19 protein-coding genes and 4 tRNA genes are annotated in these 26466 nt (G+C 28.5%); 14 read left to right on the top strand and 9 right to left on the bottom strand.

Annotated features, from left to right (window positions below):
* Nucleotides 1-33: 33 nt before the first annotated feature.
* Together I0K12_RS07845 and I0K12_RS07840 are read right to left on the bottom strand one after the other, a co-directional pair.
* Entirely contained in the window at nucleotides 34-1248 is a 1215-nt protein-coding gene (locus I0K12_RS07845) for a CotH kinase family protein (protein WP_196886814.1), read from the bottom strand.
* Nucleotides 1249-1259: 11 nt separating this feature from the next.
* A complete protein-coding gene (locus tag I0K12_RS07840) occupies nucleotides 1260-1814 on the bottom strand; it encodes a hypothetical protein (protein ID WP_196886812.1) in 555 nt (184 codons plus the stop codon).
* Between the two features lie 402 nt (nucleotides 1815-2216).
* Between I0K12_RS07840 and I0K12_RS07835 the strand changes: the two genes are divergently transcribed.
* Entirely contained in the window at nucleotides 2217-3149 is a 933-nt protein-coding gene (locus tag I0K12_RS07835) for a toxin-antitoxin system YwqK family antitoxin (RefSeq protein WP_196886810.1), read from the top strand.
* 114 nt (nucleotides 3150-3263) lie between these two features.
* On the opposite strand, the gene I0K12_RS07830 is transcribed toward I0K12_RS07835, so the two are convergent.
* The gene (locus I0K12_RS07830; protein WP_196886808.1) at nucleotides 3264-4337 is read right to left on the bottom strand and encodes an AAA family ATPase; all 1074 of its coding nucleotides are present in this window, start codon (nucleotides 4335-4337) and stop codon (nucleotides 3264-3266) included.
* Nucleotides 4338-4541: 204 nt separating this feature from the next.
* Between I0K12_RS07830 and I0K12_RS07825 the strand changes: the two genes are divergently transcribed.
* Together I0K12_RS07825 and I0K12_RS07820 are read left to right on the top strand one after the other, a co-directional pair.
* On the top strand, nucleotides 4542-5231 hold the full coding sequence (locus I0K12_RS07825) for a nitroreductase family protein (protein WP_196886806.1): 690 nt from the start codon (nucleotides 4542-4544) through the stop codon (nucleotides 5229-5231).
* A 150-nt stretch (nucleotides 5232-5381) separates the two neighbouring features.
* A complete protein-coding gene (locus I0K12_RS07820) occupies nucleotides 5382-7244 on the top strand; it encodes a mucoidy inhibitor MuiA family protein (protein ID WP_196886804.1) in 1863 nt (620 codons plus the stop codon).
* 241 nt (nucleotides 7245-7485) lie between these two features.
* Here I0K12_RS07820 and I0K12_RS07815 read toward each other — a convergent pair whose 3' ends face one another.
* Nucleotides 7486-7869, bottom strand: a complete 384-nt coding sequence (locus tag I0K12_RS07815) for an START-like domain-containing protein (protein ID WP_196886802.1) — start codon at nucleotides 7867-7869, stop codon at nucleotides 7486-7488.
* A 116-nt stretch (nucleotides 7870-7985) separates the two neighbouring features.
* Between I0K12_RS07815 and I0K12_RS07810 the strand changes: the two genes are divergently transcribed.
* The 4 genes from I0K12_RS07810 (at nucleotide 7986) to I0K12_RS07795 (ending at nucleotide 8386) form a co-directional block, all read left to right on the top strand.
* Nucleotides 7986-8059, top strand: a tRNA-Met gene (locus tag I0K12_RS07810).
* A gap of 34 nt (nucleotides 8060-8093) precedes the next feature.
* A tRNA-Met gene (locus I0K12_RS07805) sits at nucleotides 8094-8167 on the top strand.
* 34 nt (nucleotides 8168-8201) lie between these two features.
* Nucleotides 8202-8275: transfer RNA gene (locus I0K12_RS07800), tRNA-Met, on the top strand.
* A gap of 37 nt (nucleotides 8276-8312) precedes the next feature.
* Nucleotides 8313-8386, top strand: a tRNA-Met gene (locus I0K12_RS07795).
* Nucleotides 8387-8563: 177 nt separating this feature from the next.
* Here the strand turns inward: I0K12_RS07795 and I0K12_RS07790 are convergent.
* Nucleotides 8564-8962 carry a DUF4870 domain-containing protein gene (locus I0K12_RS07790; protein WP_196886800.1) on the bottom strand — a complete coding sequence of 133 codons (399 nt, stop codon included), beginning with the start codon at nucleotides 8960-8962 and terminating at the stop codon, nucleotides 8564-8566.
* 123 nt (nucleotides 8963-9085) lie between these two features.
* On the opposite strand from I0K12_RS07790, the gene I0K12_RS07785 reads away from it, so the two are divergent.
* The 3 genes from I0K12_RS07785 to I0K12_RS07775 are packed head-to-tail and all read left to right on the top strand — an operon-like array spanning nucleotide 9086 to nucleotide 13342.
* On the top strand, nucleotides 9086-10270 hold the full coding sequence (locus I0K12_RS07785; RefSeq protein WP_196886798.1) for a hypothetical protein: 1185 nt from the start codon (nucleotides 9086-9088) through the stop codon (nucleotides 10268-10270).
* Nucleotides 10271-10282: 12 nt separating this feature from the next.
* On the top strand, nucleotides 10283-11446 hold the full coding sequence (locus I0K12_RS07780) for a hypothetical protein (RefSeq protein ID WP_196886796.1): 1164 nt from the start codon (nucleotides 10283-10285) through the stop codon (nucleotides 11444-11446).
* 21 nt (nucleotides 11447-11467) lie between these two features.
* Nucleotides 11468-13342: an amidohydrolase gene (locus I0K12_RS07775; RefSeq protein WP_196886794.1), complete on the top strand. Its 1875-nt coding sequence runs from the start codon at nucleotides 11468-11470 to the stop codon at nucleotides 13340-13342.
* A gap of 339 nt (nucleotides 13343-13681) precedes the next feature.
* Here the strand turns inward: I0K12_RS07775 and I0K12_RS07770 are convergent, their stop codons facing one another.
* The 3 genes from I0K12_RS07770 to I0K12_RS07760 form a co-directional block, all read right to left on the bottom strand.
* Complete coding sequence (locus tag I0K12_RS07770) at nucleotides 13682-14854, bottom strand: T9SS type A sorting domain-containing protein (protein ID WP_196886792.1); 1173 nt, start codon at nucleotides 14852-14854, stop codon at nucleotides 13682-13684.
* A 54-nt stretch (nucleotides 14855-14908) separates the two neighbouring features.
* A complete protein-coding gene (locus I0K12_RS07765) occupies nucleotides 14909-16072 on the bottom strand; it encodes a T9SS type A sorting domain-containing protein (protein ID WP_196886790.1) in 1164 nt (387 codons plus the stop codon).
* A gap of 62 nt (nucleotides 16073-16134) precedes the next feature.
* Nucleotides 16135-17286, bottom strand: coding sequence for a T9SS type A sorting domain-containing protein (locus tag I0K12_RS07760; protein WP_196886788.1), 1152 nt, complete (start codon nucleotides 17284-17286; stop codon nucleotides 16135-16137).
* Between the two features lie 141 nt (nucleotides 17287-17427).
* On the opposite strand from I0K12_RS07760, the gene I0K12_RS07755 reads away from it, so the two are divergent.
* The 3 genes from I0K12_RS07755 (at nucleotide 17428) to I0K12_RS07745 (ending at nucleotide 24622) form a co-directional block, all read left to right on the top strand.
* Entirely contained in the window at nucleotides 17428-19929 is a 2502-nt protein-coding gene (locus tag I0K12_RS07755) for a P-loop NTPase fold protein (RefSeq protein ID WP_196886786.1), read from the top strand.
* A 73-nt stretch (nucleotides 19930-20002) separates the two neighbouring features.
* Nucleotides 20003-21346 carry an adenylosuccinate lyase gene (purB, locus tag I0K12_RS07750; protein WP_196886785.1) on the top strand — a complete coding sequence of 448 codons (1344 nt, stop codon included), beginning with the start codon at nucleotides 20003-20005 and terminating at the stop codon, nucleotides 21344-21346.
* A gap of 360 nt (nucleotides 21347-21706) precedes the next feature.
* Nucleotides 21707-24622: a T9SS type A sorting domain-containing protein gene (locus tag I0K12_RS07745; protein ID WP_196886784.1), complete on the top strand. Its 2916-nt coding sequence runs from the start codon at nucleotides 21707-21709 to the stop codon at nucleotides 24620-24622.
* A gap of 87 nt (nucleotides 24623-24709) precedes the next feature.
* Here the strand turns inward: I0K12_RS07745 and I0K12_RS07740 are convergent, their stop codons facing one another.
* The gene (locus I0K12_RS07740) at nucleotides 24710-25414 is read right to left on the bottom strand and encodes a PepSY domain-containing protein (RefSeq protein WP_196886783.1); all 705 of its coding nucleotides are present in this window, start codon (nucleotides 25412-25414) and stop codon (nucleotides 24710-24712) included.
* A gap of 170 nt (nucleotides 25415-25584) precedes the next feature.
* Between I0K12_RS07740 and I0K12_RS07735 the strand changes: the two genes are divergently transcribed.
* Nucleotides 25585-26436: a class D beta-lactamase gene (locus I0K12_RS07735; protein WP_196886782.1), complete on the top strand. Its 852-nt coding sequence runs from the start codon at nucleotides 25585-25587 to the stop codon at nucleotides 26434-26436.
* The last annotated feature ends 30 nt before the right edge of the window (nucleotides 26437-26466 follow it).

Genomic DNA, 26466 nt, shown 5'->3' with positions numbered 1-26466 from the left:
TAGTTCGGGTTTCTTATTTTATGCTTTAAAATATTAATTTAAATATTCTTTTAAAGCTTCAAATCTATCGTTGTACCCAGCTTTTAAATTATCAACATTTTGATACCACTCGATTAACGTTTCAGGATTGTTATATTTTTCTAAGTGAGCAGGAATATCCTTTTCGATTGCTTCCATGTTTTTATGGATAATAGCAGAAAAAGCTTCTCTTGAAAATCTAGAATCTTTAAAGATTTCACGAATTCTAGCATCATAAGCAGTTTTAAATTCTTGATCTGTGTATAAAACATTAAACAAATCAATCATTGCGCTTGAATTTCCATTATTGATAGTTTCCATTGGATCATCTTCTACATCAATTTCGTTTACATAATCTAAATCATATAAAACAAAACGAAATTTCCCTTCATCAATCGCATAAAAACGAACATTGTTATTTGGCCAATCAAAATTATCAATTAAAGATTCAAAAGCCATATAATCAATAAAACTTGAGATATCAATTTCTTCTTTTAATCCAGTAATATCTTTTTGCTCAATTTTATCTAATAAACTATAAACTCTTGCCTCATCTCCATCTTTAATCTCGATTTCTCCAGGAGAATTGATTTTCACCATTGTTACGTTTTTCTTCTTTTTTCCAAATAATTTAGAAACTCCATGTGAATTTGATTCTGTACGAATATTCAACATTCCATAGTATTCTTTATTAAGGAAAACATAAGCTGGCTCATAATAAGTCAATTCGAAATCTAAATCTAAACTAATAGCCAACTCCGTATAAGAAGCATCTTTTAGCATTGTATCATAAAAATCGTTTCCAGAATTTCTTAAACGAATCGATTTTACTTTCTCAATAGAATGATTTGATTTTACTTTTTCAGGGTTAATCAATTGTCTTTCATCATTATCTACTGAATCATCAAACTTAATTCCTAAAGATTTTAAAGCAAAAGTTGCTGACCTTCCTCCTTTAACCTCTAGCTCTATAAGTTCATTATCAATTTTCAATTCTTTATTTCTATATAAATCAAAATGTGCTTCGATTTCTATTTCATCTCTATAATTTTTAAGCATTTCTGCTACTTCATCTTCATCCGCTGTAATATTGATAACAGGTAAATCTGTTTCAACATTTTCTACGGTCAATTGTTTATAAGATGGTGTATCAAACTTTAAATCTTCTTCAAATTCACTACAAGAAACAAGAAGAATTGCAATAAATAGGGTACTAAATATTTTTTTCATTTTGTATTTTTTTAATTAAGAGTATAAGAAACACCTAAAGAAACTGTTGACTTTGGCTCGTTCAATAAGTATAAATCTGGAGAAGTTCTTAAGTTACGTTGAAACAATGCAACTAATTGCCATTTTTTATTAAAAGCATATCCTCCTTTTAATAGATAATTGATTCTTAAATTATCTTGTTTACTAATATTAAAATCTTCAAAATCTCTATTATTACTAACAGAAATTCCTGAAGCAATTCTATATTTATCTAAAAAATGATAACCAACAAGTACTGGGATATCAAACCTTAATGTTGTTGAAGTAAATTCTGAATTTCGCACCTCTCCTTTGGCAAAATATACTTTACCATAAAGCCCTGTTTCTCCATAAATTCCTTTATAAATTGGTATTTGAACATTTGCTCCAAATTGTGTCATTACAACAGTATTTGACTCTACTTTTTCTTCAGCTACTTTTATTTCATGATTAAAAGCATACCCCATATGGGCTTCTACATTGAATTTCACTTGTGCATTTACACTAAAAAAAGCACAGATAAAAAACATAAACAATAGTTTTTTCATTATTTATTTTTGGGATTATTAATAAAAAATCATTTTTTATAAAAAATTTAAAATCTTACAAAAAATAATATATCTTAAATTTATTAACCGCAAAAATATCAAATATCAAACCAAAGACCTATTTTTTAACAGTTTTTTATATTATCGTTAATTATGAAACAAATTATTTTTTTATATTTTATAATAAAATCACTTCAACTTATTTAAAATAAGATTCTTAAAAAGATTCTTCTCATTATTTTATCAAACTCGTTTTTCATAAAAAAACAAACCTTAAAATTAAATTAATATTCAACGGTTTTTAGTAAAGATTTCGTAATAAAATCATAGACTACACTTTACACCTAAAAGCAGGATAAATCTAATTTTGAATTAACTAAAAATCTTAATCAAATATTAAAAATGAGCCCTCAAAAATTATTTCTGTTTGCTTTAATTGCGAACATTTCCATTATTTTTGGACAGACTGAATACAAAGAATTTTATGAAAACGGAAAACTTGCACAAGTTGGTAACAAACAAGATGGTTATGCACAGGGTGAGTTTAAAGAATATCATGAAAATGGAAATATTTCTAAAATTGGATACTATGAAGAAGGATATGCAGAAGGAGAATTCAAAGAATTCCACTCTAATGGTCAGTTAGCCAGAATTGGAAAATATCATAAAGGTATGGCAGAAGGGAATTGGTTATACTATCATACCAATGGAAAATTAAAAGCATCTGGAAAAAGAGAAAAAGGAAAAGCTACAGGAACTTGGAAGATTTTTTATGAAAACGAGCAACTTTCTGAAACTGGAAATTATGAAAAAGGTTTAAAAATTGGCGAATTTAAAACTTTTCATAAAAACGGTCAGCTAATGCATAATGGTTCTTTTTCTAAAGGTTTAAAAGTTGGTTTATGGAAATCTTTCAATAAAAAAGGAGTTCTTATTAGCGAAGGTATTTATAAAGAAGATGGAAAGAATCTGAACTGGAAATATTATTTTAATGATGGAAAATTAAACTATACACAAAACTTTAAAAATGGAGAACGTAAAGGAAAATGGGAAGCTTTTTATCCTACTGGAGAGTTGATGAGTATTGGAAATTTTGAAGATAATGAGCGAAATGGAGAACAAAAAGATTATTTTAAAAATGGAAAATTAAAAGCTGTAAAACTTTTTAAAGACAACAAACTAATGGACGTTTATCAATTATATGATATTAACGGAAATCTTTTAGATAAAGGAACTTTAGTGAATGGAAATGGGACTTTAAACGTGTACACCGATGATGGGAACTTAAAGCAAACGGAAACTTATAAAAAAGGAGAATTAAGTTCTGTAAATTAAAAATACAACCTCAAATAATTAACCAAAAACAGGATTTTACTTTTATTTAAAAATCCTGTTTTTTTTATTTCTTTTTGAGTTTGTTTAAAATTATATCAGAATTTAAACAGGCTCTTAATTAAAACCAATCTTTCTTTTTTGCTCTTGCCTATAATTATTTTTATCAATATTATAGATTTCTGCTAAAGTTAGTTCTTCCATTGTAGCCCCGGAACTCGTTTCTGCTAATAATTTATTGGTTTTATCAAGAGTTAATTTTTTAAAATTATAATAAGCAATCATTCTTCCTTTTCTTAAAAGTGCTTCATCAATAGTGTTCAAATTGGAGTTGAAAGTACATATGATTTTTATGTTTAAATAATCACTGAACAAACCATCTGTTAATTGTAAAATTGTTGAAACGACCGAATTTTCTCCTGTTTGTTGTCTTTTCATGATTACCTTTTCAGCATCTTCAATAATCAAAACAGCATTTTTATTTTCGATGAGAAAAGAGATAAAATTTGGATTGAATAATTCGTTTACAAATTCATTTTGAATAAAAATAAATTTAGTCTTTTTATAATTCGAAATCAAACTTTTGATATAAGTTGTTTTTCCTGTCCCTGGAAGTCCGTGCAACAAAACTAATCCTGATTTTTCTTCTTGCAAAGCATCTTGAATTGTATGATCAACTTCTATAAAATCATCATTATAATTTTTCTCAATATCTAAAACAATATCTTCAGTTTTCACTTTTTTTGTTTCAAATTCTTCTTTTTTCTTAATTAAAACTCTAAAAGTTGGTTTCGTTTTTTCACTTAATAAAGTTCGAAGTTTATGGTTACTATTCAAAACCCAATTTTCCAACTCCTTATCTTCACAATCATAATAAAACTCTACTTCTAACAATGTATTGTACAAACGTATTTCTACTAATATTTGCTTAGATTTTCCTTTAAATAAATATTCATACACATAATCTTCATTCAGTTTTGCATCCTGATCATCTTTCGTTTTCCAATTTTTAGCTACAACAACCAAATCTTTGGTATCAAATATTTCAAGAACCTTTTCCATATTTTCTTTTGATTCTTCTAAGAAAATATTAGTAACCAAATTTGAAGGAATCTTATTATAAAACGCAACAAATAATGGTTGCTTTTCGCAATAACTGTAGGAATTATAGGCTTTGATTAAATTATCCATTCTTTATTGTTTTACAATACAATTTATACCTTTTATCAATCAAATTCTTTTAAAATTTTGCTTAAACTTATTTCATAATTATAAATTTTTCTTAACAAAATCCTTCACTTTAATATTATTCTTTCGCTTTCAATTATAAATACTCAAAAACACGAAAACTAAAAAAACCTTACATTTAAGGACAACAAACCAAAAAAACATTTTATGATAACAAAAGACAGTATTCTTGTAGAAGGATTTGAGCATATTCGCTATAAACACACACATTATAGCGAGGAAGAAATGAAAGAAAGAAGTAAATCTTTTTTTGAATGGATGGACGAAAGACGTTCGGTGCGTCATTTTTCTGACAAACCTGTTCCGAGAGAAGTTATTGATCATATTTTGAAAGCTGCTTCTACAGCTCCTTCTGGTGCGCACAAACAACCTTGGACTTTTTGTGTTGTTTCAAATCCGGAGATTAAAAAGCAAATTAGAGAAGCTGCTGAAGAAGAAGAAAGAAAAACATATTCTAGCAGAATGAGCGATCAGTGGCGAAAAGATTTGGCTCCACTTGGAACGGATCCGAACAAGCCTTTTCTGGAAACTGCTCCATATTTGATTATTGTTTGTAAAAGAACTTTCGAGTTTGGCGAGGATGGAGAAAAATTGCAAAATTATTATGTAAACGAATCTGTTGGTTTGGCTTGTGGATTTTTAATTTCTGCAATTCATAATGCCGGATTGGTTACTCTTACGCACACTCCTAGCCCAATGAATTTCTTAACTAAAATCTTAGATAGACCAAGTAATGAAAAACCATTTTTACTTTTACCAATAGGATATGAAGCTGAAGAAGTTTATGTTCCAAATATTGAAAGGAAACCTTTAGAGGAAGTTGCTGTTTATTATTAAAAAACACTTTATTATTTCTAATATCATCTTTAAAGCTCTGTTTAACAAAAAATAAATAGAGCTTTATTATTTTATTGGCTTAGTTTTTGATTATTTGGAGAAAAATATGTTAAAAAGAAAAATCTATTCTCTAAAACAAAAATTAACCAAATGAAAAAAATATTATTCTTACTACTACTTCTTTGTATTCAAATAACTTTTGCGCAAAAAGAAACAGAGAAAAAAATTGACTCAAAAGTAGATGAAGTTACCGTATTTTTGGACGGAGCTCAAATTTCAAGATTCAAAACTATTTCACTTCCAAAAGGAGAAACTATTTTAAAATTTCATCAATTATCCCCTTATATCGATGGAAAAAGTGTTCAGGTAAAAGGAGATTTTGATGGAATGATTCTTTCTGTAAATCATCAAAATGATCATTTAAACAAATTAAAAAAAGATGAAGAAATAATTTCTTTAGAATCAAAAATTAAAGATTTTGATGCAGAAATTGAATTAGAAAACACACATATCCAAATTCTACAAAAACAACTTACTTTCTTAGAAACAAACCAAAATATAGGTGGAAAAAATGAAGAACTAAGCCTAGAGAATTTAAAAGCTACTTCTGATTTTTACAAAGAAAAGATGACTTCTATAAAATTAGAGCAAATAAAAAGACGCAAAAAAGTAACAGCATTCAATATTGAAAAATCAGCATTTCAAAAAGAATTAAATGAAATTCGAGGAAAAGACATTGAAGAGAGTGGAGAAATTTTAGTAAAAGTAACTTGTGATAAACCAACAAATGGAAAATTCCTTATTTCTTATTTTGTAGAAAATGTAAGTTGGTTTCCTTCTTATGATATTCGATCAAAAAATGTTGCAGAGCCAATAAATCTGATTTACAAAGCAAATATTAAACAAAACACAAAAGTAGATTGGGAAAATGTAAAGATTACTCTTTCGAATGCAAATCCTAAAAAATCTGGAATTGCTCCAGAACTAAAAACCTATTATTTAAATTATTATTCAACTCCTCCTACTTATAACAAAGAATCTGTTACAAATATTGCGAATGCGCTTCAAGGAAAAGCTGCTGGTATTAATGTGACAACTGCAAATGGACAAGCTGGTCAATCTGGTTATGTAAGAATTCGTGGTGTTGGTTCTATATCTTCAGGACAAGAACCTTTATATATCGTAGATGGTGTTCCAAAAAGTGCAGATGAAATTAAATTTCTGAATGATAATGAGATTGCATCTATGAGTGTTTTAAAAGATGCTGGAGCAGCAGCAATTTATGGGGCAAGAGCTTCTAATGGTGTTGTTGTTATTACAACTAAAGCAGAAGAAAGAAGATTAAATTCTAGGAAAAAATTGAAACATCATAAAAATTATATTCCTACCAATCAAAAGGAAAATCAAACTTCTGTAAATTTTGAAATTTCGGTTGCATATTCTATTAAGTCTACAAATCAGAAAAAAACAATTACCATTGATCATTTAGAAATTCCAACAGAATATAAATATATCGCTATTCCAAAAATTGAAACAGATGTTTATTTAATGGCTTACTTAAAAGACTGGGAAAAATTAAATCTTTTGAGCGGAGAAGCAAACATTTATTTTGAAGGAACTTTTATCGGGAAAACTATTTTAGATTCAAAAAGTACTGCTGAAAAATTAAAATTATCACTTGGAATGGATAAAAATGTAGTGGTTACTAGAGAACGAATTAAAGATTTTTCGAAAAAGAAATTTTTATCTAGTAAAATTAGAGAACACGTTGGCTGGGAAATTAAAGTGCGAAATAAAAAAGCGACTCCAATTCAAATTGCAATTTTAGATCAAATTCCTGTAGCTACTATTTCTGATATTACTGTAGAAATTGATGAAGAAAATACTGGAAAATTAGATACAGAAACAGGGAAAGTAAAATGGGAATTTCAATTAAATTCGAAAGAAGAAAAAACGACTCCTTTCAAGTATATGGTAAAATATCCTAAATCTGTAAATTTTATTGCAGATTAAAACATACTTATAAACACTTAAAAAAGAAGTTTTTACAATAAAAAAGCAAAAATCCCTTTTGTTTTAGTAGGGTTTTCTGTGCTTTGATTGTTTTAATATAAACACTATTAAACATTTTTTAAATAAAAAAACCTTTTACAAAAACTCATCAAAATCTAACCCCGAAAATTTACTTTTGATGCAAAAAGAGATTGTCCAAATATTTGAACAATCTCTTTACTTTTTTTATTTAGATATATAATTATGCTCCTAGCACTTGCCTTAAAGAATCTATTTGATTCTCCCAAAGCATTTTAGCTTCTTCCATCTCATCTTCTTCAGCAAAATCAGTAATAATTAAAGAAACATCTTTTGTAATTTCATCTACCTGAATTTTAAATTCAAAATAATAATCCGTTCCTTCGTCTTCTAACCATTTATATTTTGCCTTTTCATTAGATCTTTCCACTAATAATTTCGCTTCTTCTTCAGAATCATCCCAAATAAAAGTGTATTTCTCTCCTCTCGAATTTACGTTATCTGCAAACCACTCAGACAAACCAGATGGCGACGTGAAATATTCGTATAATAATTGAGGTGAGGCTTTTACAGGAAATTCTAATTGATATTTTATTTTGTTTGACATTTTTCAAAAGTTGTTTAATACAATATACAAAAATTAATAATAATGCAAAATCAAAAAAATCCACTAAAATTGCTTGTTTCAAAAGATTTTTATTTTATATTTGCACCCGATTTCATGGCGAGGTAGCTCAGTTGGTTAGAGCGTCGGATTCATAACCCGGAGGTCACGAGTTCAAATCTCGTTCTCGCCACAAAAGTTCTCAAAAATAATATTTTTTTTTAAATGGCGAGGTAGCTCAGTTGGTTAGAGCGTCGGATTCATAACCCGGAGGTCACGAGTTCAAATCTCGTTCTCGCCACAACATTTTCAAAAAAATATATTCATCTTAATATGGCGAGGTAGCTCAGTTGGTTAGAGCGTCGGATTCATAACCCGGAGGTCACGAGTTCAAATCTCGTTCTCGCCACAACAATGTTCATAGAACAAATATTTACATCTTAAACGGCGAGGTAGCTCAGTTGGTTAGAGCGTCGGATTCATAACCCGGAGGTCACGAGTTCAAATCTCGTTCTCGCCACTTTCTTTTCAACTATTTTATCAGATTTCTTTTTATAACCACTTTTGTAAAGTGTTTTTTTTGAGTCTATTTAAAACGCTTTATAAAAACAAAAATCCCTAAAATTTAATTTTAAGGATTTTTTGTACGTCCTGTATTTAGTACAGAATATTAAGGATTCTTTCTTAACAAATATCTTTATTTTAAAAACTGAATTGTTAAAGGATATTTATAAACCTTTCCTTCTGAAGCTCTTACAGCTCCGATAATTGGTAAAACAATTGCAATAATCCCAAGTGCCATCAACAAGAAGATACCTATAAATACAATGCTCAACATAAAACCTACAAAGCCATAGATAACCATACTTATCATAAAATTTGCAATGTTTTTTCCATGCTCATCAATGATTGCATCTCCTTCTTTATTTGTTAGCCACATTACTAAAGGTAGAATGTAACCTCCAAAAGGAATTACAAGCCCTGTTAAAAGAGCTAAATGCATAAACATTGTATATTGTTTTAAATCGATTCCCCAAGGCTTGAATTCAGCATTTTCATAAGCAATTTCTTTTTTTACATTTGAATTTTCTTCCATTATTTGTCGTTTTTTTAATTTTTCCCCTAAATGTAATAATTTATTAAGACAAATCACACAACTATTTAATATTCAACAAAATAATTGTAATTTAATATAAGTGAAAAATTAAATTATTTTGAAATGAAACCAAAAAACTCATTTTTATACTTATTAATTATTTTTACACTTCTTGCTTGTAATAATGATGATGACTGTTGTGACACCCCACCTGATAACGAAAAAATTTCAAGCGCCTTCTTTGTTTTAAACAACCTCAACGCTGGAAACCAATTAATTTATCTCAGAAAAGACAATAACGATGCTTTAAAAATGATCGGGAGCTATCCGACTACTGGAAAAGGAGAAAATCTTTTTCTTGTTTCTGGATTTGGAAATGTTTCGGATCCAAATACTTCTCAAGATGCTGTAGCATTCACAGAAGACAAAAAGTTTGTTTTAAATGTAAATAATAACGATCCTTCTTTTTCTGTAATGAAAATTCTTCCTGATAAATTAGAATTTGTAGATAAACAATTTACAAATTTTGATTATCCAAATGCAATGGCTACTAGAAATGGTTTTGTCTATGTTTTACATCTAGATGGCGGATTACAAGGTTTTCGATTAAATGAGGAAGGTAAAGTTTCTCCTATCGGAAATGCAAATCATCAATTTGATAGTAGTCTAACTCCTTTTGTAAATGTTTCTATTAATTTTTCTGCATCAACTTTAGTAGTAACTTCTGTTAGAAACAAAGCTTTTGTAATTCAATTAGATGAATTTGGTGGTTTTTCTTCCATTACCGAAACAAGTTACGATGAAAACATCGGGCCATATGGCTCAGCATTTATTGATGATCAAAACATTGCTATTTCTAATGGTTTTGAAGGAAGTGTTAGAATTTATAATATCAACTCAGAAAATGAATTAGTTTTATTTAGTGAAAATCTTTCAGGTTCTGGAGGTCATTGTTGGCTTCGTGTTAGTGACGACAAACGTTTTGCATATGTAACAAATACTCCGCAAGGAGCCGTTTATAGTTATGATTTAAGTAATTTTCAAAATGAACTTCCACAAGTTTATAAATCTACTCCTCCTCCATCGAGAAATTCTGTGACGCAAGGAGATTTCACCTTACCCTATTTATATCTAGATTTAGTTTATTCTAAGGAATGCATTTATGCTATCGATCCTTTAAATGAAAGAATTGACGCTTACATTGTTCATGGAGACGGAACATTGACTTTAGACGAAAATAAAGGCTATAGTGATTGGCCAATTGTAAATACGATTTCAGGAGGATTTAATGGATTTTCAGAGTATTAAAATTTTAAAATTATGAGAAAACCTTGCTATCTATTTCTACTAATTTTTTTTTTAAATATTTCCTGTTCTTCAGATGATGATAACCACACGAATAATGAAACCGTTTCAGACGCTTTTTTTATGCTAAATAATTTAAACGATGAAAATCAACTTATTTATTTTAATAGAAACCTGAATTCAAAATTAGAAATTGTTGGTAGCTACGGTACAAAAGGAAGTGGAGGAAATTTGGATCCGTTTAGAGAATTTGGGGTAACCGCAGATCCAAATGGTTCGCAAGGCTCTGTAAATTTCGCTCAAAATAATAAATTCGTATTAAATGTAAATAATTTCGATTCTTCTTTTTCTGTTTTTAAAATTCATCCCGACAAATTAGAATTCATAACAAAACAAAATACCGATTTCGAATATCCAAACTCTATTGCAAGTGCTAAAAACGTAGTTTATATCCTACATCTTTTCGGTGGCTTACAAGGTTTTAAAATAGATGAAAATGGAGGATTAACTCCAATTCCGAATGCAAAACACCAATTTGATAGTTCTGCAATTGGTTATGTAAATGTTTCTATAAATGATTCTGCTACAAAACTTATTGTGACAACACTTTCTGACAAAGCATATATTATAAGTTTAGATGAAAACGGAGAATTCACCTCTATTGAAGAAAATGATGCACTTCGTCCTTTTGGATCTATTTTTATCACAGAAGATGTAGTAGCAATCACAAGAGCTAGGCTTGGAAGTGTTGGTATTTACAGAATTAATGAAAACAATAAACTTATATTATTATCTGAAGAAAATACTGAAGTTCGAGGACTTTGTTGGTTTAAAACAGATCGACTCAAAAACTATCTCTATGGGAGTAATACTCCAGAAGGGAAAATTTTTAAATTTAATATTCAAAACTTCACACAAGAAGTCCCGCTAGTTACAGAATCGACTCCCCCACCTTCGAGAAACACTGTTATACAAGGAGAAGACACAATTCGATATTATATTTTTCTTGATTTAGTTGTTACCGATCATTATCTGTATGTAATTGATCCTTTGAATGAAAGAATTGATAGTTATAAAATAGAAACTAATGGGAGTTTGACTTATGATACCAACACTAGCTTTAAAGATAGACCTATAATCAATACGATTTCTGGTGGTTTTAATGGTTTTTCAAATTAATTTTTAAACAAATTTAATAAAATGAAAAAAGAAAATACGCACGATTGTATTCATTGCGGATGTCATAATCCGATTACACAAAAAATGATTGAAAACCTAACGCCCCATGCTGAAATTATTAATCCAAAAAGAGAGCATAAAATACCTAGTTTGGTTTATGTGTCAAAAAGCGAAAATTCTACAATAATTCCAATCCTAAATAGAACGACACAAAAAGTAGAAGCAATTGCTTTTCATAAAGGAAAAGTTTTTTGTAGCGGAACTGAAAAATTTGTTTTAAACACTTTAAAAAATCAAAATTTCAGTTTTAAAATCATCGAATTAAAAGAAAAGCAAACTATTTTACCTGGTTTTGTAGAACCGCATATGCACATCATTCCAAGTGCTTTTTTAGGAACATGGAAAAACCTTTCTAGGATTCAAAATCAAAGACTCATTCCGAAATATGATTTTGAATATTTAAAAGAAACTATTCAAGAAGAAATTAAAAATATCGAGAAAATAGATTCTGATGAAAAACAATTATGGTTTTTAGGAAAAGAAGTAGACCCGTCTTTGATGCCTTTTCAAGTGATACAAACTCCAGGAAGTTTGACAAAATTAGAATCTTTTAATCATCACCGACTTGACGAGATTGATTCTGAAATCCCAATTGCACTAATCGCAGCTTCCATGCATACTATTTATTTAAATACTTTGGGATTAAAAAATGTTTACAATGCAAATAGTGTTAATGAAGATTTTAAAACAAACTATCCTAATTACGAAGTATTTGAAGAAAAATCAAATGGTTTGCTTCAAGAACCTGAACAAATGAAATGGTTAATTCCAGCAATTCCTGAAAGTCAAGTATTATTCGCTGCTGAAAATGTTTCAAAATATGTTTCCAAAACTTTTGAAGAAGCAGCACGAAAAGGAGTTACATTTTTATACGATGCAGCTTTACAGGATATTTCTGTTTTGTTTTTAAGTGATTATTTAGAAAAAAATGAAATCCCTGTTCGTTTTGGTGGAGCTAAAGTCTGTTTTACGCTTGAAGACATTGAGAAAATGGGAGAATTTGAACCTATTACAAATTATTACGATGGTTATATTGCGAATATTAAACTAATCTCTGATGGAGCAAATCAAGGGTTAACTGGGTTTCAATCCGAAACTTTTTGTTGTGAACCAGAAAATAATTTCGGAAAGTTTAATTTTGATGTTCCTACATTTCATCAGATAGTCAAAAGTTGTTTGGATCAAAACTGGTCTATGATGATTCATGCAAACGGAAATAAAGCTTTAAAACAAACAATTGACGCTTATGAATTCGCTCTAGTGGATAAAAATCCAGAAGATTTTCGAAATAGAATCGAACATTGTTCTCTCTTAAATCAAAATCAATTACAGAGAATGCACGCTTTAAATCTTTCTCCAAGTTTTCTAATTGGACATGTTGGCTACTGGGGATTTGTTTTTAGAAATGCTATTTTTAAAGAAAAAGCGGAAACTTTAGATTTATGTCGTTCCGCTTTGAATTATTTTCTAAAAATCTCACTTCATAGTGATTTTGGCGTAACTCCAATCGGAGGTTTACGATTAATGGAACAAGCGATTACAAGAATTATGGAAGCAAGTCCGAATTCTCCACAGATTTCTGAAAGCAATGTTTTAAATCCAAAAGAAAGAATTTCTCCAGAATGTGCTCTACGAGCTGTTACTATCGATGCTGCTTGGCAATGTCATGCTGATCATTGGGTTGGTTCTTTAGAAAATGGAAAGTTTGCTGATTATGTGATTTTAGAACAAAATCCTTTAGAAATAACAAATCCATATCAGAATATGCGAGATATTAAAGTTTTAGAAACCTGGAAAGGCGGTGTTAGAGTTTATTGTTATAATGAGATTAATTAAAATACATCTTTTAAACTTCTAAAAATATTGCGTTGTATATTAAATACATCACTAAATCCTCTCAAGAGCAGGATTATCAAATTCTAATTAAATTTTCGAAAACACAGCCAATTTTCAAATCAGATTCACGTTCTTGTTCATTTTTTGCTTGTCCAAAAAACGAACCAAAAAAGGACACTTTCATAAAAGGTGTTTTTTTGACAACAAGGTCAAAAAACCGTATTTTAATTACTAAAATTCCTACAAGGATTCGGAATTTATTAACGTAATTAAAATACTATACTCATTATGAAAGACTTTTGAAAATCTTCGATTTTGTAGAAAATTCACAAATCTGTTTTACTGCTTCATTACTTTCTTAGTTATGGAAATATTATTTTCATTTGTGATTTTTAAGAAATAAACTCCTTTTTCAAGATGTGAGATATTTAAAGAATAATCCGAATTTGATTTTTCGCTAAATAGTTTTAATTTTCTTCCGTTGGTGTCAAATAATTCGAAAGATAAGTTTTGTTGCACTGCTTTTATTCGTAGATAATCAGAAGTTGGAATTGGATAAATTTCAATATTTTTCAAAAACACTTCTTGATTTTCTATATTTAGAATATAGTTATTATGTGCAAATTCTGATGGATTATAAACAACTTCTCCGCTTTCTGAAACAAACATTAACTTTCCAAAATTACATCTCTCACTTTCATTTCTTCGAGATTCGTTTTCTGTATCCTTACTCAAATAAAAAAATTCATATGAAAATGGATGCAGTAAATTATTATCACTACCAAATCCTTCAATAAAGGAAATATTTTCTCCTTTAGAATTCAAAAGCTCTACGCCATCTACTGTTTCAAATTTTTCAAAATGGATTAATTCTTCTCCATTGATAGTAATCGTTTCTTTGTTTACAGCTCTTAAATTCTCATCATACTCCATACCTACTAGAAAAGACATATCTACAGAAAGCTCTCCATTTTGACAATAGAAATTATTTTCAAAAACCTCCAATTCATTCAAATTAAAATTATAAATCAAAAGTTCTGAAGTCAAAAAAGTATCCTGATTTTCATCTTTAGTATATACTCTTGAAAAAACTCTTTTATCTTCTACATCTTCACGAATAAGTCCAATATGGATAGGTTCCTCTGCATTTTCCATAATTTCTAAAATCTCCGAGCTTTCTAAATCTTCATAAGTCACAGGTAATTGTGCCAACCCTGCTGCAATTTCTTCTTCTGAAAGATTATAATCTATATAAACACCTTCTTCATAAAAAACTTGCATAAACACTTGATAATATTCATTTCCATCCAATTCCACCTTTCCATCCAAATATATTTTAAAACATTTACCGTAAAAAGATTTATGTGGTTCCGTACCTTCACCTGAATAATAAACATCCAATCTTTCTTCACAATATACCCAGACTTTATCTTCTTCTAGTAATGGTTTATATTGGCCATAACTAAAATAAGACAGCATAAATATCGAAATAAAAAGCACTAGTTTTTTCATATTATTTTTTATCAAAAAAAAGAGCTAATCAAATGATCAGCTCTTTTCGAATTATTATTGTTTCATTATTTTTTTAGTAATTGAAGTATTATCATCATTCGTTATTTTCAAGAAATAAACTCCTTTTTCAAGATGTGAAATGTTTAGAGAATAATCCGAATTCGAATTTTCGCTAAATACTTTTAATTTTCTTCCGTTGATATCAAATAATTCAAAAGATAAATTTTGTTGAAAAGCTTTTACTTGAACATAATCTGAAGCTGGAATTGGAGAAACTTCAATACTTTCTAATTCTAACTGCACATCTTCTGTACTTAAAATTAAATTATTATAATCAAATTCTGATGGATTATAAATCACCTCATCGTCTTTTGAAACGAACATAAGTTTTCCAAAATTACATCTTTCAAACCCATTTTCCTGTGTATTTAATCTGACAAATGAAAAATCGAAAGAAAATGGATGCATTAAATTATTATCACTTCCTATACTTTCTATAATCTCTATATCTAGATTTTTCGAATTCAAAAATTCCTTATTTCCTTCTTCAGTTCTAAACTCGTTAAAATGGATCAATTCTTCTCCATTAATCTCTACTGTTGATTTATCTATAAGTTTAATATTTTCTTCAGTAATCCCAATTAACTCAGACATATCAACAGATAATTCTCCGTCTTGACAATAAGATTTATATTCAAAAACATCTTGCTCATTTAAACTAAAATCATAGATCATATTTTCTTCTGAAAGCACAACAGCATCATCTTCATCTTTAATAAATACTTTTGAAAACACTTTCTTTTCTGTAGTATCTTCTCTCATATAACCAATTAATACTGGATCTTCAGCATTTTCCATTATTTCTATAACTTCCGAATAAGCCAAATCTTCATAAGTTACAGGCAATTGTGCAAGCGCCTCTTCCACCTCTTCATCTGTCTGATTATAATCTACAGTTACTGATTCTTGATAAAAAAGCTCCATATAAATTTTTCGATACTCTACTCCATCTAATTCTTCCACGCCATCTGCATAGACTTTAAAACATTCACCATAATGATTATATATTGGACCATCAAAATCATCTGCTGGAGGCACCTGATCTACATCTTTTATACAATAGACCCATACTTTTCCTTCTTCTAATAGTGGTTTGTATTGACTAAAACCAAAAAATGATACCATAAGCATCATTGCAAAAAGTAGTTGTTTTTTCATATTTTTTTGTTTTTTTAGTGTTAAAAAAAGAGCTAATCAAATGATCAGCTCTTTTCGAATTATTATTGTTTCATTATTTTTTTAGTAATTGAAGTATTATCATCATTCGTTATTTTCAAGAAATAAACTCCTTTTTCAAGATGTGAAATATTCAAAGAATAATCCGAATTCGATTTTTCTCTAAATACTTTTAATTTTCTTCCATTAATATCAAATAATTCAAAAGATAAATTTTGTTGAAAAGCTTTTACTTGAACATAATCTGAAGCTGGAATTGGAGAAACTTCAATATTATCAAGCTCTAACTCTATATCTTCCGTACTTAGAATATAATTAACATAAGTAAAACCTGAAGGATTATAAAATGCTTCGCCGTTTTCTATAACCAAAGACAACCTTCCTTCATTACAGGTAAATATCTCTCCAAATGTTTCCAAAACTGAATTATCTTTTCGAAATGTATAAGATTCAAAAGGAAGTGAAGGTAATAAACTATTTGTACTTCCTATTCCTTCTATAAATTTCACTCCTCCAAAAGCACCAGAAATTTCCGAACAATTTATATTACTATATTCAATCAAATCTTGACCATTAATATTTACGATATTTTTCGCTTCTATAATGGTTTCATAGTCATCAATAATACCTCCTCCTTCAATTGCGTCTACTCCATCTGGACAATAATATAGTGGATAAAAAACAGATCCTGCTTCCATATTAAAATCATAAAGAACATATTCTTCTGATAATGTTTGCTCACTCTCATTATCATATTGTACAAAAGCCCTTGTATAAACTTTCTTTTCTGCAACATCTTCTCTAAGATATCCTATCAGCTCTGGCTCTTCAGCATTTTCCATAAGTTCTATAATTTCACCTCCTGATAAGTTTTCATAGGTAATAGGTAATTGCGCAAGTGCTTCATCTATTTCTTCTTGGCTTAAATCATAATCAACTTCAAGTTTGTCTTGAAAGAATTTCTGCCTATAAAGCTTATGATAGGTAACTCCATCTAATTCTTCAAAGCCTTCTAAAAACACTTTTATACTTCTACCATAAAATGTTAAAATATTTTCAGAACCTTCTTCAAATCCCCAACTTGAACCTTCTGAACAATAAATCCAGACTTTTCCTTCTTCTAATAGTGGCTTGTATTGACTAAAACTGAAAAATGATACCATAAGCATCATTGCAAAAAGTAATTGTTTTTTCATATTTTTTGTTTGAGGTTATTTAAATAGCAATGTAAAGATATAAATAATTTACATATTTTTTTATCAATACCGATTTTTACACTATATATTTAAACATATTCGCAAATAATCTATTTATATTTGTTAAAATTTTAGATTTCTATGAGTCAGGATAGTTATACAAAAAGGTTATATGATTTTTGTTTAGAATATAAGTTTCTTTTTATTTTCACTGGATTATATATAGTGTTGCGAGAACCAATTTTTGAGTTTTGGTACAAAAATATTGTTTTAGGTTTTATTGATAAAATTGAGAATTCTTATTGGATTGATGGTGTTTTCATAGCTATTATTCTTTTTATTCTTCTTTCTTTTTATCTAAAAATTTCTCGTGGCTATAAATATTCTAAAGATGCTTTTTGGATTAGTTTAGTTTTGCTTTCTATTCTTTTTTATGAAAGATTTCATGGAGATTTTTGGGCTTTTGAAAATACGCATGGTTTTGAATCTCTTGTATATTTTGATATTTTATTTCTCATTTTTGGAGTTGGATTTATTGGTTTCATCGCAAATAATTATAAAAAGATAATTGATTCTTTTGGAGGAAAACTTCATACAGTAATTGAAGAAAATAATCAAGGCTTTTACTCTGATAATCCAATTAAAAATGAAAAAGATGATGATTTAGGGAGAAAAGATTTCGCAAAACAAATAGCAGAAAAATTAATTCATACAAAAACAGAAAATAGTTCTTTTGCTGTTGGAGTTGTTGCAGAATGGGGTTCCGGAAAATCTTCTTTTTTAAATATGATTCAAGAGAAACTAGAAAATGAAAAAGATGCAATTATTGTTGAATTTAATCCTTGGCTGCATAACGGGACCGAATTTATCACACAAGATTTCTTTAAAACACTTAGTAAAGAATTAAAACCTTATCATTCCAAACTTTCTCATGACATCAATAAATATTTACAGCTTCTTGTAGATAGTAAACATAAATCCATAAAAAGTTTTGCAAAACCACTTCAAACTTTATTATTTCCTACAAAAACTGCAAAAGAGGAGTTTGACAACATCAACACAATCATTAAAGATTTAAACAAAAAAATATTCATTTTTATAGATGATTTAGATCGTTTGGATAAAGCAGAAGTTGTAGAAGTTTTAAGAATCATCAGAAATACCGCAAACTTTGGAAATACTTTTTTTATTGTTGCTTATGATAAGGAATATGTTTTAAAAGCTGTAAAAGAAATTAATGACAAACATGAAAATTATTTGGAGAAGATTTTTCAGTTGGAAGTTCCTTTGCCGAAGTTTGATATCAAGAAAATTCAATTATTTTTAAACAAACACTTACTTCCTTTAATTCAAGATGATAATGATTTAAATAATTATTCTTTACAGACATCTGCAGTAAGAACAGAAAATAATATATCAAGAACGTTTTATTCTGGGTATTTAAATAATTTAAGAGATGCTTCGAGGTTTTTAAATACATTTATTATTATTTACGAAAAATTTAAAACTGAAATTTTTATTATAGATATCTTAAATATATCTCTACTGAAAATAAAATATTTACAAATTTATAATGAAATATTTTCACATCCATTCCCTTTACTAACATTAAATACTCATAATAAATCTGAATATGTTTTTCTAGATGATAAAACAAATTCATTTTCATCATTAGATAAACAAAGTATATTAGATGAAAGGTTAAATATCGAAAAAAACAAAATATTAATTAAAAATTTATTATTCAGAATATTTCCAGATGAGAATCATCTAAATAAAGAAAATTTAAATAGTATAAATAGAAGTGAAATATTATTTAAATATATTTCAAGTAATCAAAAAATATATTCTTTATCAAAGGAACAATTTCATATGGAATTCAAGAGTAAAAATGTTGAATTTTATATTCAAAATTGGTTAAATGATGGACAATTGAATAATATTATCAAACATTTTAATGATTACAAGTATAAAACTTTAGATGATTTTGAACATTTAATTAGGGGGTTTCATTATTTATGTATAAAAGAAGAAAAAGTAATAAATTCTTTTGTTGAAAAAATAAATTATAATGAAGATATCTCTAGTTTATTTTCTTCAACAGAAAATTATTCTACTTTTATTAAAAAGTATTTTAAAAGGTATGATATGCCTTATAATATCAACAGTAAAATTTTAAAATATATTGATAATAATAAATATTCAAATATATTATCTGAAGAGCAAACAATTGAATTGAGATTAGCACATATTAGAAGATCATATGCAGAAAATAAATTAAATCAAGATTTTTTTGATTTAATTAATCTTTTCACAAATAAAGAAAATATAATTTATTCAAAATTAAAACCTTTTATCTTTAAGGAATTTTTTCAAACACCAAAAAACGTAACTACAGAATTTTTAGAATTTCTAATAATTAAAACTTCAAATAAACAAACTTATCATCTAAAAAATGATATTTTAAAAACAGTCTTCGTAGACTTACTCGATTTTGAAAGATATTTGAATAACAAGAGTCATTTAATGAAACATGACAATAAGTTTCTTGAGTTTAAAAAATTTTATGATAAATCAAAGGAAAATAGTTTTAATTCCATAGTTTATAATTTCGAATACCTAAACCCAGGAAAACTTAACTAAATAAATCCAATAAACCCACCCCACTTTAACAGAAATAATTATTTTTGTTGCTTTTCAACACAACAACAGAAAAATGACACTTACAAAACTAAACGCAATCTCGCCAATTGATGGTAGATATAGAGGAAAAGTAGAAAACTTAGCAAACTATTTTTCGGAAGAAGCTTTAATCAAATACAGAGTAAAAGTAGAAATCGAATATTTTATCGCGCTTTGCGAAATTCCTTTACCACAATTAGAAGATTTTGACGCTTCTTTATTTTTCGATTTAAGAGAGATTTATAAAAACTTTACTGCAGAAGATGCACAAAAAATCAAAGACATCGAGAGTGTAACAAACCACGATGTAAAAGCAGTTGAGTATTTTATCAAAGAAAAGTTTGATGCTTTAAACTTACAAAAATATAAAGAGTTTATCCACTTCGGATTGACTTCTCAGGATATCAACAATACGGCAATTCCGCTTTCTTTAAAAGATGCTATCGAGCAAGATTATATTCCTGCATTAAACGATGTTTTAGCAAAATTACAAGAACTTGCTGATGAGTGGGCAGACATCCCGATGCTTGCAAGAACACACGGACAACCAGCTTCTCCAACGCGTGTTGGAAAAGAATTTGAGGTTTTCATCGTTCGTATTCAAGAGCAAATGGCGCAGTTGATGACGATTCCTTTTGCTGCAAAATTTGGTGGAGCAACAGGAAACTACAATGCACACAAAGTTGCATATCCTACAACAGACTGGAAAGCTTTCGGAACGCATTTCGTAGAAGATATTTTAGACTTACACCACTCTTTCCCAACAACACAAATCGAACATTACGATCATATTGCTGCTACTTTTGATGCTTTAAAACGTATCAACACGATTTTCATTGATTTAGACAGAGATATCTGGACGTATATTTCTAATGATTATTTCAAGCAAAAAATCAAAGCTGGAGAAGTTGGTTCTTCTGCAATGCCACATAAAGTAAACCCAATTGATTTTGAAAACTCGGAAGGAAATATGGGAATTGCAAACGCAATCTTTGAGCATTTGGCTGCAAAACTTCCAATTTCTAGATTACAAAGAGATTTAACGGATTCTACAGTTTTACGTAATATTGGAGTTCCTTTGGCACACACAATGATCGGATTTGCTGCAACTTTAAAAGGATTAAATAAATTATTAATCAATGAAGCGAAGTTTGCACAAGATTTAGAAAATAATTGGGCTGTTGTTGCTGAAGCGATTCAAACAATCTTGAGAAGAGAAGGATATCCAAACCCTTACGAAGCTCTAAAAGGATTGACAAGAACAAACGAAACAATCAACCAAACTTCTATTGCGAACTTTATCGATACTTTAGAAGTTTCAGACGAAATAAAAAACGAATTAAAAGTAATTACGCCAAGTAATTATACCGGAATCTAATTCATTTGCCTTTGATTCTAGTTTTTAGTGTGAAAAAGTAAAATGGAATTTGTGATGTAATAAATATTGACCCTGATTGATAATTACTCCAAAAAAATATTTTACGAATTTATTTAAAAAGCATCTTACTTTTTGTAGGGTGCTTTTTTTTGTAAAAACTAGTATAATAATTAAAATTTATCAAGAAATATTTGATCAAAATAAAAATCAACCTAAAAGGTAATTATTTATTAACATGTAGATTGTTTTTAATAAACGTTTTATATGTTTTAAGACATTTTTTAACTTTTATTTAAAATTATTCTTATTTATTTTAACTTCTATTTCATACATTTACAATAAATTTACAAATAATAAAGTATGAAATATCATTCCCCCCTAACTTTATTTCTGCTTCTTTTTTTAACATTATATAGTAATGCACAAGAACTTACTGCAACACTCATTGAAATTAACAAAGGAGCTGGACTTTATCCACTACACATTACAAAATGTAATAATGGTTTTTACTTTTCAGGCTATCATGGTCCCTACCCAAGCGGACATACTAGCAATTCTAGAGAACTTTGGTTTTCGGACGGAACAGTAGAAGGAACTCGATTGGTCAAAGATATCATCCCTGACAGTGATGGATCTAAACCAAATAACTTAACAATGCTTGATAATACGCTTTTTTTTGTAGGACGAAATGAAAACCTTGATTATTGTCTCTATAAAAGCGACGGAACTAGTGAAGGAACCGAAATCGTTACAGATGTTGATGATAATATCTTTTTAGGTCAACATCAGGATTTAATTGCTTTCAATAACAGAATTATTTTCTCACAAGAAGACGGAACTTGGGCTACCAACGGAATCTCTGAAGTAACTTATAAAATCACTGATCAGCAAAGCTATAATAAATTCATATTTAATGGTGAATTGTATTTTTTCACTGGACTCTTGGACGGGATTGGTTATAGCTTATGGAAAACAGACGGAACAGAGCTTGGAACCGCAGCTGTTTACTCCTGGGCAAATTCAGAATCGTATGAGTATCAATATATGAATGTGATTAAAGGAGAAGATTATTTTTATTTTGTAGGAAAAAATGAAACTTCTAAAAGAGAAATCTGGAAAAGTGATGGTACAACTGCTGGAACAACTTTAGTTAAAGATTTTGACGGAAATATTCAATATACTCCAAGTATTTTAAATGGTACACTTCTAAATGAAGATTTAATTTTTCTTCAGGCAAGAAATAACGAAATCCAACTTTGGAAAATCAGTGAAAACGGAGAAGAATCTCAAAATATCTACACTTTTGAAAATGATGAAGTAGGTACATTAACTTATGATTCTTTGGAGGTAGAAATGACAGAGTTCAACAATCAAGTATTTTTCTATATGGATGATGGTGAGCATGGAAAAGAAATCTGGAAAACAAACGGAACTGAAAGCGGAACACAATTAGTAAAAGACATAAATCCTGAAGAAGGAAAAGGGATATATATTGATAGGTTTCATGTAGATGAATTAAACAATAAATTATTTTTCTTTTCTAAAAACTCTCCAGAAAGCAATGTTGCAAAAACTCTTTGGACTACTGATGGGACTACTACAGGAACTTATGAATTTGCAAGTCATCTTAAAGCTGTAACAGGAACCAAGTTTTTTACTTTTGAAGGAAAAACTCTTTTTAATGCTTATACATACGAATCTGGAATCGAAATATGGGAAACAGACGGAACTATTTTCGGGACAAAATTAAGTATAGAAACCTCTGTTGCTGCTGGAAGCGACCCGGAGTTTTTAATAAGCACTGATGATAAAATTTATTTCGAAGGTTATCATTATGGACATTTATTACAAGATATTTTTTCATGTGGAGAAACAGAAACTAGTCTTGAAGAAGCTTCGATTTTTATTGAAAAAAATAGTGTAAAACTTAATGATGAATATTTCTTTGTAAAAAATCACGAAGACTACGGAAAAGAAGTTTGGAAAACGAACCTTTCGACAAATACTTCAGAAATACTAAAGGATATCCATCCTGAAAATGGTTCTTCTATGATTATTGAAGAAGATCAAGAACAATTTACTTATTGGAACAATGCGCTTTATTTTACTGCAACAGATGGAGAAAACGGAAAACAACTTTGGAAAACGGATGGTACAGAACAAGGAACTTATGCAGTTTCAACCATTGACATTTCAGAAAATACCAATCCATTTGACATTACAGTTTTTGAAGATCAAATTTACTTTTTATCAAAATACGGAGGTTTAAATTCTCTTTGGAAAAGCGACGGAACTACGGCTGGTACAGTGGAACTTTCAAACGATGTAAATAATAAAAACTTACGAGCTTTGGATGACAAATTATTACTTTTTCAAAACGAAGTAGGTTCTAGTTTTTTAGGACATATCTATTCTTGGGAAAATGAAGCAAAACATTTGATTCATACATTTGATACAGGTTTTTCAGGAATCAAACAGTCTCTAATAAGTTCTGATAATAAATTACATTTCTCAATTATTGATTATTCAAATGACATTATTCAACTTTATGAAACAAATGGAACAGAAGAAGGAACACATTTAAATTTTGAAATCATAGATTCAGAATTGGAGAAAATTACTTCTATTATAGAATGTGGAGAAAGTATATTTTTTACAATAGGTCCAAATGAAGATCATACGAAAGAAATTTGGAAAGTGGACGATGAAGGTGTAGAACTATTAGATATTGTAGAAAATGAAGCGAATGACATCAAAAGTATTTTATGCTTGGAAGATTATCTAGTTTATATAAACGAAAATTACCCTGACAAAGTGTGGTTTTATAATAGTGAAGAAGATTTTCTTGATGGAAGAACTCCTATTGTTACTAATAATGAGTATACAAATAATTCAATTAAAATAGAAGATTTAGGAAAAACAAAATACAATCTTTATATTGCAGCTTCTACAATTGAAAATGGAACAGAACTTTACATTACAAAACCTGAGTTCTTACCTCTAAATGTAGAAGAACCTATAAAACATGAACATATTGAGGAATTAGTAAAAATATTTCCTAACCCTACAAAGAATTTTATTCAAATTAAAGCAAATAATTCTTTAGCCAATTTCGAATTTTACGATTTGAAAGGAAAACTAATTCATACAAAAACGATAGAACAACCTATTTCAGAAACAACTTATGATGTCAGATCTTTTGATTCTGGAATTTATCTCTTAAAAGTGAATTTATCGAATGGTAAATCTATACATTCAAAAATTATAATTCATTAATATTTATTTGATACAGCGAAAAAAGCATCTTACTCGATTGTCAGATGCTTTTTTTATTTTTATTATTTTTCTTCTCCTCAAAAATATTTAGTTTCTGTTTTTCTTAAATCTTCTAATAGTCGGAGATGATATAAACCAAAGCCAAAAACCACTTATTACTGTAAAAAGCCCGAATAAAGAAAATATTCGAAGTGTTAGGGTATTGAAATTATCTCTTCCTTCAAAATCCATGGTATGTGTCATCCATAAAAAATCAAAGACTCGCCAATTATCATGGCGTACACCAAGAAATTTTCCATTTATTTTTGAAACATATGCAGTCACGTTATCTTTACCTTTGTAAGAAATTGCAAATACAGGAAGTTTTCTACCACGAAATTCATGATGTTTCCCAACTTCTGTCAATTCATTTACTTCTTTTATTTCTAAAGATTCTATAATACGACTATTTGCAACTTTTATAGCTTCTTCTTCAGAGATACCTGATTTTATTTTTCCATTTTCAGCATTAAAAAGTTGCTTATTATTAATCCAATAATATGGTTTCTGGTCAATTTCGATAATCTCAACAGATTTAATTCCATTATTTATGTTTAAATCTTCAAAAGAGATTAAATCCTGAAAAGACGTTTTTTCTACATTTTCTTTTTTGAATTGATCTCCATGAATTTCATCGATATCTGTCCAACTAAAATAAAGTCCGCTTATAGTCCAAAATAAAAATTGAACTCCTAAAAAGAGTCCTAAATAACGATGCGATTTTCGAATAAGTTTTGCTTTCTTAAGTTTCATTAAAATTATAGTTTGGAGAATTATTTTCAATAATTGAGCCGCAAATTATGACTTAAAAATAAAATAACCATCAAAGGAATAATTCTTAACAAAAAAGTTTATTCAAACCGATTTACCAACAATTAAATTATTTAATTTTGATTCGTTTAAATCCTTAAAAAACCAACCAAATGAAAAATACTTTTTATTATTTATTCTTAATTTATTTAATTTTATTAAGTTGTGAAACTCCTAAAAAAAATAAAACAAACGAAACTATTAAACAAAAAAACATTTACAATCCCATTTCAAATACTACTATTGAAAATACTTTAGATTCTCTTCATCTTGAAGGTTCGGTTTTATTTTACCATCCGAATTCTGTTAATTTTTATTCCAATAATTTTAAGTGGACGAAGAAAAAACATCTCCCTGCTTCTACTTTCAAAATTCCAAACACAATCATTGGTTTAGAAACTGGAGTAATCTCTGACACCACTGTTTTTAAATGGAATGGAGAGAAAAGAAGATTCAAATCTTGGGAAAAAGATTTGACTTTAAAAGAAGCTTTTCAGGTTTCTTGTGTTCCGTGTTATCAAGAAGTTGCAGGAAGAATTGGAGAAAAAAGAATGAATCAATATTTGAAAAAAATAAATTATCCAGGAATGGATGTTTCTGAAGAAAATCTTACCAATTTTTGGTTAGTAGGTAATTCTAAGATTTCACAAATGGAGCAAATTGAGTTTTTATCTCGTTTATTCGAAAAAAAACTACCTATTTCAGAAAAAACTTTTGACCAATTAAATGCTATTATGCAAGTATCTAATTCAGATATAGCTTCCACAATAAAAGCAAAAACTGGATTATCACATCATAATAATATTTATAATGGTTGGTATGTAGGTTCTATTTCAGACAAAAATGACATCTATTATTTTGCTACAAATATTCAGGCAAATGATAGTTTGGATTTTAAAACTTTTGGAAAAAGTAGAAAAGATTTGACAAGAGAAGCTTTCCATTCAATACATAAAAAAGACTAAATAATTTAACTTAAAAAATATATTATTTTA

The sequence above is a fragment of the Aureivirga sp. CE67 genome (assembly GCF_015767245.1).
Classification (GTDB): domain Bacteria; phylum Bacteroidota; class Bacteroidia; order Flavobacteriales; family Flavobacteriaceae; genus Aureivirga.
Note: the sequence above shows the minus strand (reverse complement) of the source record. Positions and strands in the feature narration are given on the sequence as shown.

Coding starts and splice junctions, on each gene's coding strand:
- I0K12_RS07825 (WP_196886806.1), top strand. CDS start 4,542: ATGATAACAAAAGACAGTATTCTTGTAGAAGGATTTGAGCATATTCGC.
- I0K12_RS07840 (WP_196886812.1), bottom strand. CDS start 1,814: ATGAAAAAACTATTGTTTATGTTTTTTATCTGTGCTTTTTTTAGTGTA.
- I0K12_RS07740 (WP_196886783.1), bottom strand. CDS start 25,414: ATGAAACTTAAGAAAGCAAAACTTATTCGAAAATCGCATCGTTATTTA.
- purB (WP_196886785.1), top strand. CDS start 20,003: ATGACACTTACAAAACTAAACGCAATCTCGCCAATTGATGGTAGATAT.
- I0K12_RS07845 (WP_196886814.1), bottom strand. CDS start 1,248: ATGAAAAAAATATTTAGTACCCTATTTATTGCAATTCTTCTTGTTTCT.
- I0K12_RS07760 (WP_196886788.1), bottom strand. CDS start 17,286: ATGAAAAAACAATTACTTTTTGCAATGATGCTTATGGTATCATTTTTC.
- I0K12_RS07745 (WP_196886784.1), top strand. CDS start 21,707: ATGAAATATCATTCCCCCCTAACTTTATTTCTGCTTCTTTTTTTAACA.
- I0K12_RS07830 (WP_196886808.1), bottom strand. CDS start 4,337: ATGGATAATTTAATCAAAGCCTATAATTCCTACAGTTATTGCGAAAAG.
- I0K12_RS07765 (WP_196886790.1), bottom strand. CDS start 16,072: ATGAAAAAACAACTACTTTTTGCAATGATGCTTATGGTATCATTTTTT.
- I0K12_RS07735 (WP_196886782.1), top strand. CDS start 25,585: ATGAAAAATACTTTTTATTATTTATTCTTAATTTATTTAATTTTATTA.
- I0K12_RS07755 (WP_196886786.1), top strand. CDS start 17,428: ATGAGTCAGGATAGTTATACAAAAAGGTTATATGATTTTTGTTTAGAA.
- I0K12_RS07785 (WP_196886798.1), top strand. CDS start 9,086: ATGAAACCAAAAAACTCATTTTTATACTTATTAATTATTTTTACACTT.
- I0K12_RS07790 (WP_196886800.1), bottom strand. CDS start 8,962: ATGGAAGAAAATTCAAATGTAAAAAAAGAAATTGCTTATGAAAATGCT.
- I0K12_RS07780 (WP_196886796.1), top strand. CDS start 10,283: ATGAGAAAACCTTGCTATCTATTTCTACTAATTTTTTTTTTAAATATT.
- I0K12_RS07815 (WP_196886802.1), bottom strand. CDS start 7,869: ATGTCAAACAAAATAAAATATCAATTAGAATTTCCTGTAAAAGCCTCA.
- I0K12_RS07775 (WP_196886794.1), top strand. CDS start 11,468: ATGAAAAAAGAAAATACGCACGATTGTATTCATTGCGGATGTCATAAT.
- I0K12_RS07770 (WP_196886792.1), bottom strand. CDS start 14,854: ATGAAAAAACTAGTGCTTTTTATTTCGATATTTATGCTGTCTTATTTT.
- I0K12_RS07835 (WP_196886810.1), top strand. CDS start 2,217: ATGAGCCCTCAAAAATTATTTCTGTTTGCTTTAATTGCGAACATTTCC.
- I0K12_RS07820 (WP_196886804.1), top strand. CDS start 5,382: ATGAAAAAAATATTATTCTTACTACTACTTCTTTGTATTCAAATAACT.